Raw genomic sequence first — 16,090 nt, forward strand, 5'->3', positions numbered from 1 at the left:
CGGCGCGCTTCGGGCCTAGATAGTCGCCCATGTTCAAGAAGCTCTTTGGATCATCGAACAAGGTCGAGCCGGCCTCCAGGCTGGCGACCGTGCGAAACATCACAGTGGGCCGCACCGTGTCGCTGGACCCGCTGGCCTGGCGCCGGTTGGGCGATGAGACCCATTTCGTGCTGGATCGGGATGTGCTGGACATCTCGGCCCAGGGCCTGGTCAGTCTGGACAGCGGCCAGTTCGTCCACCGCTTCTACACCGACGATCACGTCATGCTTCAGGCCATGAGCGACGACGAGGCGGGCGCCGAAAGCTATGATTTCAGCCTGTTCATCCCCTGGACCTCGGCCTATCCGCCGGGCGAGCGGGAACGCCGGATCTGGCGCGACCGTCTGTCGGCGCCGGTCTTTCACGGTGCGGCGGAGGAACTGCCGGACTATCCGCGCTTTTGGTTCGCCGAGAGCGACGCCGTTCAGCCGCCGGTCACTCTATGGGAGACCATCTGGGACGACCGGGCGGCGACCACGCCCTACGCCAAGATCTTCCAGACCTGCATGCTGTACGCGCGAGAACTGGCGGACGGCCGCGAACTGATGATCGCCCTGGAGCAACAGCCCGAGGGCGGCGAGACCACCCACGAAATCATGATCGGCATTCCATTGGAAATGGCCGAGTTCCGCGCTTGACCGCGCGATCCGAAAGGGAAGACTGAATGTTCGACTGGTTCATTTTTCAGCAGGGCGCGATCGCCTTCCTGATCGCCTTCGCCGTCGCCGGCGCCTTCACCCTGGCCTTCAAGCTGGTTTACCAGTGGGTCACGCCCTATCACGAGCATACGCTGATCCGTGAGGGCAACACCGCCGCCGCCATTGCGCTGGGCGGGGCCCTGATCGGCTATGTCCTGCCCCTGGCCTCGGCCCTGTCGCACACCGTCAGCCTGATGGAGTTCGCGGCCTGGGCCCTGTTGGCCGGCGTGATCCAGATCGTGGTCTTCGTCGCCATCAGCCGCATGGCCTTCCGCAATCTGGTGGCCCGGATCGAGGCGGGCGAAATCGCCGCGGCCGTCTATCTGGCCTCCATCTCCATCTGCGTCGGGCTGCTGAACGCCGCCTGCATGACGTCGTGACCGCCATGACCGATCCCAAGGACCTGCCCAAGACGGAAACCATGCGCCGGCTGAAACGGTCGCGCATCCTGCATGTCAGCAGTCTGATGGCGACCGCCAGTTTCTCGCTGGCCGCCTGCAGTTCGCCTCAGGTCCGGGCGCCCGAGCCCGAGCCGGAGCCCGCCCTGGCCTACGCCAGTCTGGACGAATGCCGCGCCGCCAACGACATCCCTGACGACCAGTGCGACGCCGCCCTGGCCAAGGCCCAGGAAGAAGCCGCCAAGACCGCGCCGCGCTATGCGACGCGCGAAGAATGCGAAGGCCAGTGGGGACCGTCGCAATGCCAGCCCAACAATCAGGGCGGCAACGGCTCCTTCTTCACGCCTCTGCTGGCGGGGTTCGTGGTCGGCCAGTTGTTGAACGGCGGCGGTTATCGCGGCGGCGGCCCGCTGTATCGCGACCGCGAGAACCGCTACTCGAACGGTTACGGCGGCGGGTACACCTACCGCGACTATCGGACCGGTCGCACCGTCGCCAACGCCCGCGAACATGGCGATGTGGCGCGTCAGGCGCCGGCCCGGGTTCAGAGCCGCACGGCCGTCGTGTCGCGCGGCGGCTTCGGCGGCGGCGGCCGGGGCTACGGCGGCTAAACGTTTCAGGCGGAACAGTCAGGCTGACAACGGCTCGTCAGGCGTCCTTCAGGGCGTCCGGCGGGCCGTTTTGCTGTCCGGAAGCGGCGAACGCGACAGCGCCGTGAAGTTTGAATGAAAAGCCCTGTCACACATTGAGGGGCTGCGAGGCCCGGTCGTTGAAGCGCCTAGAACTCACTGGGGGCTACCTGAAATGAAGAACCGAATCCTGGGCACCACGGCTTTCGCCCTGGTCGCCGCGTCGCCGTTCGCCGCCCTGGCGCAATCGGCCGATCAAGCCGTCGTCACCGCGCCGAGCGCGGCTGAAGCGACCGAGATCGACGAGATCATCGTCACCGGCTCGTATCGCCGCAGCCTCGAAGAGGCGGTGGACATCAAGCGCAAGACGGTCGGCTTCTCGGACTCCATCGTCGCGACCGACGTCGCCAACTTCCCCGAGCAGAACCTGGCCGAGGCGCTGCAGCGCATCCCCGGCGTGACAATCGAACGCAACAAGGGCCTGGGCCAGCGCGTCAACGTGCGCGGCCTGCCCAGCGAGTTCACCTTCGTCAGCATCAACGGCCTGGCGACGGCCTCGGGCAGCGGCGGCCGCGACGTCGAGTTCGACATCTTCGCTTCGGAAATCATCCAGCAGGTGACGGTCCAGAAGTCGCCGCGCGCCGCCGATGAAGAGGGCGGCATCGCCGGTTCGGTCAATATCTCGACCGCCCGTCCGTTCGACTACGCCGGCCGCCGGGTCGTCGGTTCTGTCGAGGGCGCCTATAATTCGATCTCGGAAAAGACCGATCCGAAACTGTCCTTCCTGGCCAGCGACACCTGGGGCGACCTCGGGGCCTTGGTGTCCTTCTCGACCGCGCGTCGGACCAACCGGACCGACTCTAACTCGGGCATCAACTTCCGCCCGATGACCCGTTTCCTCGCCAACTCGACGGGTGCCCGGGGCGCCCAGGCGATGGCTGTGCTGGCGCGCGACGCCGGCGTCGTCGTTCAGAACCGCGCCAATACGGCCGAGACGGACCGCATCATCTTCCAGGACAAGGTCGGCGACCGCGCCTATCTGAACACCCAGGACCAATGGGGCGGCGCCCTGTCGCTGCAATACCGTCCGTCATCGAACTTCAGCCTGGCCTTCGACGCCCTGATCGGCCGGTACGAAACCACCGAAGACGAATATGACGCGGCGGCCTATTCGGCCTCCAGCCGCTCGACGCTGGAAACCATCCACGAGTACGACAAGACCACCCTGGCTGACTCCGGCCTGATCGTGCTGCGCGACGTATCCTATACCCTTACCCAGCATGAGATGCTCAGCAAGGAGCGGATCAACGAGACGGACTATCGGCAGTTCGGGACGGAACTGAACTGGAGCGGCGACAGCTGGAAGCTGCATGCTCTGGCCGGCTATTCCGGCGCCGAGAAGACGCTGGACTACGCCAACCTGAAGCACACGGTCTATGCGCCGTCGCGGACGCGCTGGACGGCCCAGGGCGGTGAGACGATCAAGAGCGCCAACCCGGCGTCGATCGACATGTACAACTCGCCGTCCAGCTATCTGTTCGAAGGCTACGAGACGTCGCTGGAGCAGATCAGCGACGACAAATACGCCGCCCAGATCGACTTCACCAAAGACCTGAATCTGGACTTCTTCCCGGCCCTGACCAGCGTCCAGGTCGGCGCCCGCTATACCGACAAGTCGAAGGAGCGCCAGTACGGCTCCCTGAACATCCAGGGCACCGGCGCCGGCAAGGTCGACTACCTCGGACGCCCGATGTCGCAGAGCGAACTGACGGCGATCAGCGATCTGGTCCCCGGCGGCGCCTACAGCGTCCGTGATCTGACCTGGAGCCAGGTGTCCAACGACTACGCCCGCCGGACCTTCCGCTACGACGGCTTCTACACGCCGTTCAACGTGGGCGACTATTACGAGGTGTCGGAAGAGGTCGTGTCGCTGTACGCCATGGCCGACCTGAACTTCGATCTGGGGCCCGTGCCGGTCGCCGTCAACGGCGGCGCTCGCTACGTCGACACCTCGATCACTTCGTCGGGTTACCACCAGATCCAGAACCCGAACGGTTCGACCGGTTATACGCCCGAGCCGGTGTCGAGCGACGGCAGCTATGACAAGGTTCTGCCCAGCGTCAACATCACGGCCGATCTGACGGACAGCCTGATCTTCCGCGCCGCCGCGTCGGAAACCCTGATCCGTCCGGCCCTGACCGACCTGGCGTACAAGCGCACGGCCAGCTGGAACTCGTTCCGCTTCACCGACGGCAACCCCAATCTGAAGCCGACCTACGCCAAGCAATGGGAAGTGGGCCTGGAACAGTATCTGGGTGACGGCGGTCTTCTGGCCGTGTCCTACTTCTGGAAAGAGATCGAGGGCGTCGTTCGCCAGGCCCTGACGGGCACGGTGCCGAACGTGACCAAGTACAACGCCAACGGCTCGATCGACGGCGTCTACACCTTCGACGTCTATCAGCCCATCAACGAGCCGGGTTCGTATGAAGTCAGCGGCGTCGAACTGGTCGCCGTCGTGCCGTTCGGCCAGTTCTATGCGCCGCTGGAAGGCTTCGGCATCAACGCCAACTACACGGTGTTGGACAGCTCGCTGACGTCCACGACAAAACTGGGCATCAGCATGCCGCCCGTCGGTCTGGCCGACAACACCTACAACTTCACCCTCTACTACGATAACTCGAAGTTCCAGGCGCGCGCGTCCTACAACTTCAAGGACAAGTACGTCGAAGGGATCGGCTACGAAATGTATCCGATCTGGCGCGAAGGCTATGGTCAGATCGACCTGTCGGCCAGCTACAATGTGACCGACAGCCTCCAGATCAACCTGGAGGGCATCAACGTCACCGACGAGGCGACGAAGGGCTATACGATGGATCCGTCCTTCCCCACCATGTACGAACTGTCGGGTCGCCGTATCAACCTTGGCCTGCGGATGGAGTTCTGATCCATTTCCGGAACGCCGAACCATGGTGAGGGCTGCGGACGGCCGACGTCGTCTGCAGAACTTCCAGCCGGCCGCTCATGCGGCCGGCTGAGGCGCCGGCTCGCTTCGGAGCCGTGACCATGGCAGCAGTTCAGACCATCACTTCTGATCCCCTAGAGGTTGGCCTGGCGCGACGTCCCCTCCGCAAGAGGGGACGTCTTTGCGCGTTTGCCCAGCGGGAAGACGGCGACCATGTCGGTTGAGCGTCTTGTCGTCGAGCTGCGCCGCGACCTGATCGGCTATCTGCAACGCAAGGGGCAGACGATCGAGGACGCCGAGGACGTGGTGCAGGAGGCCTTTGTTCGGTTTCATCGCGCCGGCCACGATCTGTCAGGCGCCGACGCCCGACCCCTGTTGTTCGTGATCGCCCGCAATCTGCAGACGGACCGCTGGAAATCGGCCGGCCGCAAGGGCGTGCGCGGAACCGACGACATCCACGCCCTGGACGCCGGCCCGCGGGCCGTGGCCAGCGACGCCCCCGCCGCGGACCAGCATCTGATCGGCCGGGAAAACCTGGCCGCCGCCGCCCGGATCATTCGCGCCCTGCCGCCGCGAACGCGCGACGCCTTCCTGCTCAACCGGTTCGAGGGGCAGACCTACAGCCAGATCGCCAAACGCCTGGGTGTCTCGGTCAGCATGGTCGAGAAACACATCGGCGAAGCCCTCCGTCAGCTGAAGATTTCGCGAGAGGGTTGAGGTGTCGTACCCCTGTGTCGTTGTGAATATTGAAGGCGTCGGCGCCTTATCCCCCTGCCGCGTCCAGGAGCGTTTCGTTCGCGCATGATCCAGCGCCTGACATCCCTGTTCGATCGTCGGCCGCGAACCGCCGAAGACTGGCTGGCCCGCATGCGTCGGCCGACCGTCCCCGCGCGCGATCAGGCGGCCTTCCTCGATTGGTTGGAGAAAGACGACAACCTGTCAGCCTACGAGACCGCGAAGGCGCGTCTGGCGGGCCTCGCGCCTCTGGCCGGCGCCTTCGAGGGCGATCTGGCGCGGCTGCGGGGGCGCAAACCCGCGAACACTGGCCGACGAATCCTGATCGGCGGCCTGGCGACCTCGGCCGTCGCGGCCATCGCCGTCCTGATGATCCTGCCCGGCCTGGGACCCCAGAGCGCCGACAAGGGGGCGGTGGTCTACGCCAGCGCGCCCGGCGAAATCACCGATCTCGCCTTGGAGGACGGCTCTCGCGTCACCCTGGACGCCGATTCGCAAATCCGGGTGCGGTTCGAGGATGACGCCCGGCGCGTCGTCCTGTTGCGGGGCGCGGCCTATTTCGATGTCGTCCACAATCCTGCCCGCCCGTTCCAGGTCGCTGTTGCGGATCGGAATGTCATCGTCACAGGCACGCGGTTCACCACCACCTTGCGGCGGAACCGGGCGGAGGTCTCCTTGCTGGAAGGGCGTGTCGCCATCGGCCGCCATGACGTCGGCAAGAGGCGTTCGCTTGATCACGCGGTGATGCTGGCGCCCGGCCAGAAGGCCGTCTTCACCCCCGGCCTGGACCGCGTCCATCTGAGCCGTCCGGACGTCGAGTCCGCCACGGCCTGGCGCGAACGGCGCTTGATCTTCCATGACGCGCCGCTGTCCGACGTGATCGCCGAGGCTGCCCGTTATGCCGACCGGCCGATGGTCATCGCCGATCCCGCCCTGGCGAAGACGCGGGTGACGGTGGTGTTGCCCTTGACCGGACAGGTCGGACTGATCGACCGCATGGACGATCTGTTGCCGATTTCTATTGAACGGACCTCGGACGGTCGCGCCCTGATACGAGCAGACTAGGTCAGTGCAGGCTGGGGCCATCGCAGTGCTGTCACGCGGTCGCGCTAAGGATCGACGCTGAACTTCGTCCCATTGTCCTAAGGCCTGCTCCGCTTGAAGCCGTTCGCACCATCGACGCCGCTCGGTGCGCGACGTGTCGTTGTCGCGGGGGCGGTTTTGTCTGTGCTGGTCAGCGGGGGATGGACCGGGCGCGCCCAAGCGCAGGACGGGACACTGACGTTCGATATTCCGGCCCAGGACGCCCGCCGTGCGCTGGTGGATCTTTGTGTGGCGGCGGGATGTGAACTGGCTTTTGTCGCCTCGCCGGTCGAAGCGCGGCTCAGCCGTCCCGTTCGGGGCCGCATGACCTGGCGCGCGGCGGTCAGCCGGATGCTGGACGGCGCAGGCCTTCAATACCGCTTCATCGGCGCCCGTGGCGTTCGGGTCTGGGCGGCGCCCGCGGCGCCGGACCGGCCGCAGCTCGCGGCCCCGACCGAGTTGGAAGAGATTGCCGTCGTCGGCCAGCTGTCGGAACAGATCGAGGAATCCCTGCGCCGCAAGCGCAAGGCCGACGTCATCTCCGACAGCGCCTCTTCGACCCGGATCGGCGAACTGCCGGCCGCCAATCTGGCCGAGGCCCTCCAGCGCGTCCCTGGCGTCGCCATCGAGCGCGAGGTGGGGGAGGGGCAGTTTGTCAGCGTCCGAGGCCTGGGCCCCCTGTTCCAGTCGGTGACCCTGAACGGCGCGCCGGTGGCCTTCAACGAGAACATCCGCAACTCGACCCAGAGCGGCCGCCAGTTCCGCTTTCGCGCCCTGTCGGCGGACCTGCTGGCCGGCGCGCAACTGACCAAGTCCGCGACGCCGGATCTGATCGAGGGCGGAATCGGCTCCAACATCAATATCGAGACGGTCGGGGGGCTGGATGGCGATTCGTTCCTGAGCCTGCGGGTCGGCGGCGCGGCCGAGGCGCGACTGCGGGACCCCCGTCTCGACCTGTCCGTGGCCGGGCGGCTGGTTTCGGACGACGGCGACTGGGGGCTGGTCGGCGGCCTGTCGCAAGAGGGACGTTCGGTTCTCTACGACCGTTTCCAGATTCAGCGCTATCTGCCGGTGGCCCTGGACGGTGAACAGGTCGTGGCGCCCAGCGACGTCCGCACGACCGTCGAACAGGAGGACCGCCTGCGCCGGAGCCTGTTCCTGGGGGGAGAATGGCGGGCGTCGCCGTCCGTCCATCTGCGGTTCGACAGCCTGGTCTCGACCTTTGACAACGCCATCCGCGAAGACCGGATCGTCTATGGGCTCGGCAAGCTGCTGGAGGCGGACGATGCACAGGCGACGATCACCGACGGGGTGGTTTCGGCCGGCGCCGTCCAGTCCGGCACGATCGACAACAACACCGAGTTCTCGGACCAGGCGCATCTGAACATCGTGGTCTCGGGAATGGCCCGGGTGATGCTGGGGGCGTGGAAGTTTCAGCCGCGGGTCAGCCTGTCGCGCGCACGATCGAAACTGGATACGCCGCTTGAACGCCTCTCTTTTCGCGCGCGCCTTTCGCCGTCCTACAGCTTCGACGTGGGCGACGCCGTCTCCGTTCGAAAGGCGGCCCTGCTGCGGACCGACTTCGATCTTGACGACCCTTCCGCCCTGAAATGGAAAAAGCTGGGCGTGCGCGCCATCGAATCCGTCGATGACGACGCCACGGCCCTGATCGACATCGGCCGGGCTGCAGATGTCCGGATCGGCGGGCTGAGCCTGTTTGACTTTCGTTTCGGCGGCCAGGTCAGCGACCGGTCTCGCGACTATCAGCGCCGGGACCGCGAAGCCGTGCTTGGACCGGGAAAGACGCTGAGCCCGGACTTCTTCAGTTCGCGCATTCAGAACGGCGTCTTCGATCAGGTTATCGACGAACATCCAGGATCTTGGGTCGTCGCGGACTTCGCACCCTTCCAGACCGCCTTCATCCTCCCGGGTGAAAGCGACAGCATCGTGGTCTCGCCGGGCGACCTGAAGCCCACCGGCGCCGACCTGCAGAATTCGTACAAGGTGGGCGAACGGGTCGGCGCCGTCTACGGGCGGATCGATTTTGAAGGCGAAGCGGGATCGGCGCCCTTCTTCGGCAATCTGGGCCTTCGCCTGGTGGCGACCCGGACGGCCGTGGACGGCGCGCTGCTGACGGCGGATGACAAGGGCGTGGCGGCGATCCGGGGCGTATCTCATACGGGGTCGGATATCCGTCTGCTTCCCAGCCTGAACATCGCCTTCGACCTTGATCAGGGGCGCCGGCTGCGACTGGCGGCGTCCCGCACCATGACCCGGCCGTCCCTGGCCGATCTGCGGCTGGCGACGGCGCCGGCCAGTTCTCTGGTCTCGTCCATCTACGAGCGCGGACAGGCCGAGATCGACGATCCTTCGCCAGGTTCGCTGTTCGTCGGGGTGGGCGGCAACCCGGATCTCAGTCCCTACATGTCGACCAATCTCGACGCCTCCTACGAATGGACCTTTCCTCAGGGCGCGCTCAGCGTCGCGGTCTTCCACAAGACCATCGACGACTTCATCGGACTGGTGGCCGCGCCGGAGATGCTGGTGTTCGAGACCCGGGCCGGTCCCCTGGTGCGCGCCGAGGTGCTGATGTCGCGGCCGGCCAATCTGGGGCGGGCGGTCAGCCGGGGGCTGGAGGTCGGGCTCCATCGGCGGCTGCCTTCCGGATTCGGCCTTTGGGCCAGCGGGACCTGGACGGACGGCCATGGGCCGGAGGGGTACAGCCTGGCGGGGGTGTCGCGTCTGGCCTATTCGATCAACCCCTTCTTCGAGCGGGGGCCGGTCGCCATCGGCCTGTCCTGGTCCTGGCGGTCCGCCTTCCGATCCGAGGCGGACATGCAGGGGGGAGGGGTGTCGGACTTCACCGTGGCCGACGCCGGCTATCTGGACGCCCAGGCCTCCTTCGACATCGGATCGGGCGGTGAACTGGTGATCGCCGCCTCGAACCTGACCGACACGACCGACCTCGCCTATGAGCACGACACGCGACGCCTGCTGCAACTCGGCCGCGTCGGTCCCAGCGTCACCGCCAGCCTGCGCTGGTCGCTATAGCCCCCGCACCGCGCGGCCCAGGCCCTTCCTGTTCCAAACCCAAGGAGTTCCCCATGTTCACCCTGATGGCCGCCCTGTTGGCCGGATCCGCCCTCAACGCCGTCCAGCCGGCCTGTGATCTGAGCGCGTCGGACGTTCGGGCGGCGGGCGGGGACGCCTGTGCTGTGGCCTGGATGGATCGGCGTCTGGGGATGAACGATCTGACGGCCGTGGGGACCCATAACAGCTACAAGCTGCCGATCCCGGCCGCCGAGCTGCAGGCCATGATCGCCGTCAATCCCGCCGCCGTGGCCCTGGACTATTCGCACCGGCCCCTGGCCGAACAACTGGACGCCGGCGCGCGCCAGATCGAGATCGACGTGCTGAACGATCCGCAGGGCGGGCGCTACGCCCATCCCCTGTCCGCCCTGGGCCGGCCGGGGCAGGGGGCGCTGACCAGCGCCGCCTTCGCTGAAGCCATGGCCCGACCCGGCTTCAAGACCCTGCATATGCCGGACGTCGATTTCCGCAGCACCTGCCTGACTTTCGTGGCCTGTCTGACCGAGATCCGCGACTGGTCGCACGCCCATCCCGATCACGCCCCGGTCCTGATCATGCTGAACGCCAAGACGGGCGCGGCCTCCATGCCGGGCGGGGTGACGCCCCTGGATTTCGACGCCGCCGCCTGGGACGCCCTGGACGCCGAGGTCCGCTCGGTCTTCGACGCCGACCGGCTGATCACGCCGGACGGTGTCCAGGGCGATCATCCCACCCTGCGTGACGCGGTTCTGGCCGGCGGCTGGCCGACCTTGGGAGCCGCGCGGGGCAAGGTCTTCTTCGCCCTGGACGAAGGCCCGGAAAAGGTCGCCAGCTATCGTGGCGCGCGCCGCTCGCTGGAAGGCCGCGTCTTCTTCGTCAACACCGACGAGACCTCGCCGGCCGCCGCCTATCTGACGCTCAATGACCCCGTGGCCGAGCAGGCGCGCATCCAGGCCGCCGTTCGCGCCGGCTTCATCGTCCGCACCCGCGCCGATGCGGATACGGCCGAGGCCCGCTCCGGCGACGTCGCGCGCCGCAGCGCCGCCTTCGCCAGCGGGGCGCAATATGTGTCGACGGACTATCTGTGGGCCGATCCGCGCTTCCCGGGCTATGAGGTGCGGCTGACGGGGGCGGACGCCGCCGCCTGCAACCGGCTGCGGACCGAGACGCGCTGCGACGGTCTGGCGATCGAGCCGACCGGCGCCGCCGTCCCGCGCGGTTATCTGGCCAAGCCGGACCGGCCGGACCTGACCGCCGTCCTGGCGCCTCCGCCCGCGCCGGGTTCGCCCCGCGACATCGCCAACCGGGGCGTCTTCCTGCAGACCCGCAGTCTGGAGGGCACGCCGCGCTGGGTGCTGGCCACCCACGACGTCACCGGGGACGCCTATGATCATTTCGCCGAGGCCTTGGGCGTGCGCCTGACGCGCGAAACCGCGCCGGTCCTGACGGCGTTGCTGGACCGGGCGGGCGACGACCGGTCTGTGGTCGGCGACGCCAAGACTCACTGGGCCACCAAACGCCCCTATATCGGCACGGACCAGCCGATCTGCGAAGCCAAGAGCGACCATCTGGCCGGCAATCCCGACTATCCGTCCGGTCACTCGGCCCATGGGATGCATGTGGCGATGATCCTGGCCGAACTGGCGCCCCAGCGCGCCGACGCCCTCTATGCGCGCGGCCGCGAGTTCGCCGAGAGCCGCTACATCTGCGGATCCCACAGCTACAGCGCCGTCGAGGCCGGCATCCAGTCGGGCATGGTCATCTATGGCGCCGAACAACGCTCCGACGTCTTCCGCCGCGACATGGAAGCCGCCCGGGCCGAGGTCCAGGCCGCGCTGGCGGCCCAATAAGGCAAGGGCGCTCCGTCGCGGCGCGATCGCGGCGGAGCCCTGCAGCCTTCAGGCTGAGGAACACGGGGGCGTGGCCCGATCCGGGCCCTGCTGATTCAATTCGAAAGGTTGATTTCGCCGGCCCCGTTTTGGGCGCCAAGGCGAATGGCGGAGGGTGTCCGCTTCTGAGACTAAATAATTAAGGAAAAACAATATAATATGAACGTCTCTTCAATTTTCCCCACGTCTGTACCCACGTTTCGGATCGCGCCCTAGATGAGTTTCTAATCAGCCTCGTTCAGGCTGATTGTCGGGTCGTGACTCTTCCCTGACCTTCCTAGCGTTCGGAAGGTCGTTAACAGTCCTAGGCCGCAATATCCGCTCTTGTTAGGCTGACACTTGCGATGTCGCCGACACCGGGCCCGCCCGCTCGGTGACCAAGAGTTCGGCCGCCATGAAGTCCACGAAGGCGCGGACTTTGGGCGTCGGATGACGGCTTGACGGCCAGACGATGCGCAATTTGCCTGTGCTCCTCATGAATGAGGCGAGCACGGGTACGAGGGCGCCCGTCGACAGTTGGCGCCTGACCGTGAACAGCGGAACGCATGTCAGACCCTGTCCCTGCTCGGCCAGATAAATCAGCGGCTCCAACGTGCTCGCGCTGAGTGTCGAGGGAAGGTCATTCCCGACAAAGGTCTCGCCGCGATAAAGCGGCCAGCGTTCGAACTTACCCGTTGAGGGAAACCGATGCTGAAGACAGGCATGTCCGCTCAGGTCCTCCGGCGTTTCGGGCCGCCCAAAGCGTTCGAAGTAACCCGGAGAGCCTACGACACGATGCTCGAATGCGCCGAGCATGCGGGTCATCAGTCTGGAATCCGAGACCTCGCCGGTTCGCACGACCGCGTCGAACCCCTCCTCGATCACGTCGACGATCCGATCGGTGAAATCGAGTTCGAGCATGATTTCGGGATAGGTCCGCATGAACGCGGAAAGCGTCGGCATCAGCAACATCCCCGCCAACGGAAGACTGACGCGCAGTCGCCCGCGCGGCGTGTCCTGTAAGAGGGACATGTCTCTCGTCGCCGCATCAACTTCGGCGAATATTCTGCGGCAGCGTTCGAGTAACAGCCCGCCCTCCGCAGTCAGGGCGAGGCTTCTCGTGCTCCGGTTGAACAGCCGTGCGCCCAGTCTTTCCTCGAGCCGTGCGATGGCCTTGCCGACGGCCGATGGCGAAACGCCAAGCCGCTGCGCTGCGCCGACGAAGCTGCCTGCCTCGGCGGCGTGCATGAAGACATTGAGAGCGCGGAGACTATCCATTGCGGACATCCATATCCTGAAAGTCCGGATTTGCAGCCGGTTTTTCATGTGGCCGCCCCGGTCTACCTGAACGGCGCGGTCGACCTTGGCCGCTCCTTGCTGAGACGTCCGATGTCCTTCCCCGCCCATTTCACCCCTGGCCCCGTCCCAACCGTCTTCATCGTGAACGTCATTCATGCTCATCCGGGCCGTCAGGATGAAGCCTTCGCGATCATTCAAGACGTCGTCCGCTACGTCGCGGAGCGTAAGCCCGGTTTCCTCTGGAGCAATCTGGCCAAGAGCACCGATGGTCTGACGGTCGTGAACATCGAGGCCATTGCGGACGAAGGTAATGTCGGGGAGTTCTTCGCCGATCCGGTCTTCGTCGAGAAGTTCAAGCGACTGGACGCTGTTTCGACGAGCGAGTTCCACACCTATCGCGTCACCGACCTGGTGCTGCCCGGCGCGGTTGCCGCCTGAGATGACTCCGATCCGTGCCCCGTCCGACGACCGCCTTCCGGTTCTCGGCCTCCTTGGCCTGGCCGCCGCCGGTTTCCTCACCATCCTCACCGAGGCTTTGCCGGCGGGGCTCCTGTTCCAGATGAGCGCCGATCTGGCCGTGTCCGAGGCCATGGTGGGCCAGTTGATCACCGCCTATGCCTTCGGCTCGCTCATTGCCGCCATCCCCCTCACTGCCGCAACACGCGGCTGGCGACGGCGACCGCTTCTGATGACGGCCGTCGGCGGGTTTCTTCTGGTCAACATCATCACGGCGGTGTCGACCAGCTATGTCTTGACCCTGTGCGCCCGCTTCGTCGCCGGGGCTTTCGCAGGCCTCGTCTGGACCTTGCTGGCCGGGTACGCCAGTCGCATGGCGCCCGAGCATCTCAAGGGCCGCGCCATCGCCTTGGCCATGATCGGAACGCCGTTTGCGCTGACGATCGGCATCCCCGCCGGGACACTGATTGGCGGCATCATCGGCTGGCGACCGGTCTTCATTATGATGAGCGGCCTGAGCATCCTGCTGGTCGCGTGGATCGCCTGGTGCGTTCCTGATTTCGAGGGTGAAACTGGCGGTGATCGGGCGTCTCTGGCCTCGGTGTTGGGGCGACCGGGGCTGAAACCGGTGCTGGCGGCCACCCTCGGCTTCGTGCTCGCCCACAACATCCTTTACACCTACATAGCCCCCCTTCTGGATCGCGCCGGGATGGGAGGCCGCGTGGATGCGACGCTTCTCCTGTTCGGGGTCGCAGCCATCGGCAGTATCTGGATGGTCGCCGTCGGCATCGACAGGCGGCTCAGAACACTGACGCTCGCCAGCGTCGGGCTTTTCCTCGTCGCGGCGCTGATGCTTGGGGCCTTCGGACAGGTCAGTTGGATCGTGCTGCTTGCGGTCGTGATCTGGGGCCTGGGGTTCGGCGGCGCTGCATCCCTGTTTCAGACCGCGTCGGCGCGGATTGCCGGCGAGGCGGCGGACGTGGCCCAGTCGATGGTCGTGACAGCCTGGAACCTCGCCATCGCTGGCGGCGGCCTGCTCGGCGGACTGATGCTCCTCGGCGGCGGGGCGGGGCTCCTTCCCTGGAGCTGCGTCCTCCTGCTTGCGGCGATCGGTCTGATGGTGTGGAAAAGCCGCCTCGGGTTCGCTTGACCATCGAAGTGGAAGAGGGGCGCCCGTGATGGTCGCTCGCCCCTGACTTTAATAGGCTCTACCCAGAACCCGTTCGGGCACAGTCAGATCGATATGCGATGTCGGCTTCCCGCTGCGCATTAAACTTCTGCTGTTGGCGCATCTGCGACATTGGAAAATGATTGGGCATGACTTCTAGCGGACGCTTGGAGCGTCTGTTTTGCGTGAGTCGTCCGAGGGGCGGCGATCGCTGCGTGCCTTGATGGTCATGGCTCAGCTTCCTCGTGAAGGGCGGTCGGGTGCGGCTGGTCAGAAGTGGCGAGCGTGACCATCATGCATGCGCCTTGCGGGTTTCGGCGACGGCGATTTGAACAGGGCTCTAAGGACCCACGGACACACCGAACCGGGAGAGGTCCGGAACGCCTTTCTTGAACGCAATGGCGACATCGCCCTCATACGCGAGGATCAGCGCTGATCCGTCTTGCGCTTCTCCAGCCGCTCCGCCCTGCGCCAAGGCCAGCACCCCTCGATCTCGGTTTCCAACGAGAAGCTCAGGAAGGTTCGGATCAAAACCACGAGACCGAGCAATCCGACGGTCTCCAGCGTCAGCGGCGCCGTGATCGTGCTGATGATGTCCGCGCCGACCAGAAGCTCCAGACCCAGTAAAATGCCCCGCCCGAGGTTTGCACGGTAGTTTGTATAGGCCTCGCGCCAGTTCCGATCCTGAGCGCCCCTGACCAGAAAGAAAAGGGTCGCAAGCCCGGCGCCACCGACAATGATGGCTGCGCCCAGCAACTCCAGCAGAACAGCGAACGGTTGGATGAAGGCGTGCACACCGCTCAGCATGGTTTGGGCCTCAGTCTAATCGCCTCTGTGGACTGGGAAACTCGTAACGTGCGAGATGCGCAAAGGATCGAATCCATCCGCCGACGATGCAGACGCTCTAAGGTATCGGCGGCTTCCTGTAAGCCAGCGACTGGTCACACTTGGGCGCTCAGTCTCGGCATCCGGCTTGAGCATGTCGAGATGGGCCATGTGTCAAACGGCATTGCCCCCAAACGCGTCAATGATCGGGCAGGGGCCGCTGTCCCTGGCCGTACAGGCTCCGGCGCGCGACGCCGACGATCCGGTCCAAGATGGCGTCGGCGACCATCGGGTTGTCGATGTAGGCGCGCCGCTCCTTGAACGGCAGTTGCCCGGCCAATAGGATGGATGAACTGCGGGTGCTGCGTCGACAATCTCCAGCAGAACCTGCTTCCCGCGCTCGGTCATCGGCGCGCTAGGCCGAAATCGTCGAGGATCAGGAGGTCGAATTTATCCAGCTCGTGCGGGCTTTGCCGATGGCGCCGTCTTGATGCGCGAGGGCGAGAGATCCTCCAGCAACTGGTTGATGCCTCGACTCCGCTGCCACGACGCCGGTCCGCGACCAGGCGACGGCGCTCGATTGGAAAGCTCTGTCGCCGGGTCGCTCTCGCTTCAAATGAACGCCAGGAAAGAAAAGCCTTCAGCGGCTGGCCCTGAGCCTTCAGTTCTATTGGCCCGCATCTTCAGCTCAGTGGCGCTATGCACCGGTGCAATCGTTCGCGGCGATGGCGTCCCCAAGGGGCCCGAACGATGCGCTTCCAGATAGTTCATCGCTAACGAAGCGCCCCCGCGAGCCTCAGCAGCATCCCGGTGACTACCTGAGGATCAAGCGGGGCCGTCGCTGGATGAACCAGACCACGA

Annotated in this window: 13 protein-coding genes; 10 read left to right on the forward strand and 3 right to left on the reverse strand. The window is 65.6% G+C overall.

Annotated features, from left to right (window positions below):
• The first annotated feature begins 29 nt into the window (after window positions 1–29).
• The 8 genes from ACP7CK_RS04425 (at window position 30) to ACP7CK_RS04460 (ending at window position 11,463) form a co-directional block, all read left to right on the forward strand.
• A complete protein-coding gene (locus tag ACP7CK_RS04425; protein ID WP_008259030.1) occupies window positions 30–677 on the forward strand; it encodes a YjfK family protein in 648 nt (215 codons plus the stop codon).
• Window positions 678–703: 26 nt separating this feature from the next.
• Window positions 704–1,117: a DUF350 domain-containing protein gene (locus tag ACP7CK_RS04430; RefSeq protein WP_008261051.1), complete on the forward strand. Its 414-nt coding sequence runs from the start codon at window positions 704–706 to the stop codon at window positions 1,115–1,117.
• A gap of 5 nt (window positions 1,118–1,122) precedes the next feature.
• Window positions 1,123–1,746: a DUF1190 domain-containing protein gene (locus tag ACP7CK_RS04435; RefSeq protein ID WP_426025243.1), complete on the forward strand. Its 624-nt coding sequence runs from the start codon at window positions 1,123–1,125 to the stop codon at window positions 1,744–1,746.
• A gap of 193 nt (window positions 1,747–1,939) precedes the next feature.
• Complete coding sequence (locus tag ACP7CK_RS04440; protein WP_426025244.1) at window positions 1,940–4,708, forward strand: TonB-dependent receptor; 2,769 nt, start codon at window positions 1,940–1,942, stop codon at window positions 4,706–4,708.
• A gap of 231 nt (window positions 4,709–4,939) precedes the next feature.
• Window positions 4,940–5,443: an RNA polymerase sigma factor gene (locus ACP7CK_RS04445; protein WP_426025245.1), complete on the forward strand. Its 504-nt coding sequence runs from the start codon at window positions 4,940–4,942 to the stop codon at window positions 5,441–5,443.
• A gap of 84 nt (window positions 5,444–5,527) precedes the next feature.
• Window positions 5,528–6,526: a FecR family protein gene (locus ACP7CK_RS04450; RefSeq protein ID WP_426025246.1), complete on the forward strand. Its 999-nt coding sequence runs from the start codon at window positions 5,528–5,530 to the stop codon at window positions 6,524–6,526.
• Window positions 6,527–6,688: 162 nt separating this feature from the next.
• Window positions 6,689–9,595, forward strand: coding sequence for a TonB-dependent receptor (locus tag ACP7CK_RS04455; protein WP_426025428.1), 2,907 nt, complete (start codon window positions 6,689–6,691; stop codon window positions 9,593–9,595).
• 53 nt (window positions 9,596–9,648) lie between these two features.
• The gene (locus ACP7CK_RS04460; RefSeq protein WP_426025247.1) at window positions 9,649–11,463 is read left to right on the forward strand and encodes a Ca2+-dependent phosphoinositide-specific phospholipase C; all 1,815 of its coding nucleotides are present in this window, start codon (window positions 9,649–9,651) and stop codon (window positions 11,461–11,463) included.
• 366 nt (window positions 11,464–11,829) lie between these two features.
• Here ACP7CK_RS04460 and ACP7CK_RS04465 read toward each other — a convergent pair whose 3' ends face one another.
• Complete coding sequence (locus ACP7CK_RS04465) at window positions 11,830–12,807, reverse strand: LysR family transcriptional regulator (RefSeq protein ID WP_426025248.1); 978 nt, start codon at window positions 12,805–12,807, stop codon at window positions 11,830–11,832.
• On the opposite strand from ACP7CK_RS04465, the gene ACP7CK_RS04470 reads away from it, so the two are divergent.
• The gene (locus tag ACP7CK_RS04470; RefSeq protein WP_426025249.1) at window positions 12,808–13,218 is read left to right on the forward strand and encodes an antibiotic biosynthesis monooxygenase; all 411 of its coding nucleotides are present in this window, start codon (window positions 12,808–12,810) and stop codon (window positions 13,216–13,218) included.
• Window position 13,219: 1 nt separating this feature from the next.
• Window positions 13,220–14,386, forward strand: a complete 1,167-nt coding sequence (locus ACP7CK_RS04475) for an MFS transporter (RefSeq protein ID WP_426025250.1) — start codon at window positions 13,220–13,222, stop codon at window positions 14,384–14,386.
• A gap of 444 nt (window positions 14,387–14,830) precedes the next feature.
• Here ACP7CK_RS04475 and ACP7CK_RS04480 read toward each other — a convergent pair whose 3' ends face one another.
• Window positions 14,831–15,211, reverse strand: a complete 381-nt coding sequence (locus ACP7CK_RS04480; RefSeq protein WP_426025251.1) for a DUF1622 domain-containing protein — start codon at window positions 15,209–15,211, stop codon at window positions 14,831–14,833.
• A gap of 217 nt (window positions 15,212–15,428) precedes the next feature.
• Window positions 15,429–15,569 carry a hypothetical protein gene (locus ACP7CK_RS04485; RefSeq protein ID WP_426025252.1) on the reverse strand — a complete coding sequence of 47 codons (141 nt, stop codon included), beginning with the start codon at window positions 15,567–15,569 and terminating at the stop codon, window positions 15,429–15,431.
• Window positions 15,570–16,090 lie beyond the last annotated feature (521 nt).

The sequence above is a fragment of the Brevundimonas sp. TSRC1-1 genome, assembly GCF_049898245.1.
Lineage (GTDB): Bacteria > Pseudomonadota > Alphaproteobacteria > Caulobacterales > Caulobacteraceae > Brevundimonas > Brevundimonas mediterranea_A.

Excerpts from the sequence above, each read along its gene's own strand:
- ACP7CK_RS04425 (WP_008259030.1), top strand. The coding sequence starts at position 30 with ATGTTCAAGAAGCTCTTTGGATCATCGAACAAGGTCGAGCCGGCCTCC.
- ACP7CK_RS04430 (WP_008261051.1), top strand. The coding sequence starts at position 704 with ATGTTCGACTGGTTCATTTTTCAGCAGGGCGCGATCGCCTTCCTGATC.
- ACP7CK_RS04435 (WP_426025243.1), top strand. The coding sequence starts at position 1,123 with ATGACCGATCCCAAGGACCTGCCCAAGACGGAAACCATGCGCCGGCTG.
- ACP7CK_RS04440 (WP_426025244.1), top strand. The coding sequence starts at position 1,940 with ATGAAGAACCGAATCCTGGGCACCACGGCTTTCGCCCTGGTCGCCGCG.
- ACP7CK_RS04445 (WP_426025245.1), top strand. The coding sequence starts at position 4,940 with ATGTCGGTTGAGCGTCTTGTCGTCGAGCTGCGCCGCGACCTGATCGGC.
- ACP7CK_RS04450 (WP_426025246.1), top strand. The coding sequence starts at position 5,528 with ATGATCCAGCGCCTGACATCCCTGTTCGATCGTCGGCCGCGAACCGCC.
- ACP7CK_RS04460 (WP_426025247.1), top strand. The coding sequence starts at position 9,649 with ATGTTCACCCTGATGGCCGCCCTGTTGGCCGGATCCGCCCTCAACGCC.
- ACP7CK_RS04465 (WP_426025248.1), bottom strand. The coding sequence starts at position 12,807 with ATGAAAAACCGGCTGCAAATCCGGACTTTCAGGATATGGATGTCCGCA.
- ACP7CK_RS04475 (WP_426025250.1), top strand. The coding sequence starts at position 13,220 with ATGACTCCGATCCGTGCCCCGTCCGACGACCGCCTTCCGGTTCTCGGC.
- ACP7CK_RS04480 (WP_426025251.1), bottom strand. The coding sequence starts at position 15,211 with ATGCTGAGCGGTGTGCACGCCTTCATCCAACCGTTCGCTGTTCTGCTG.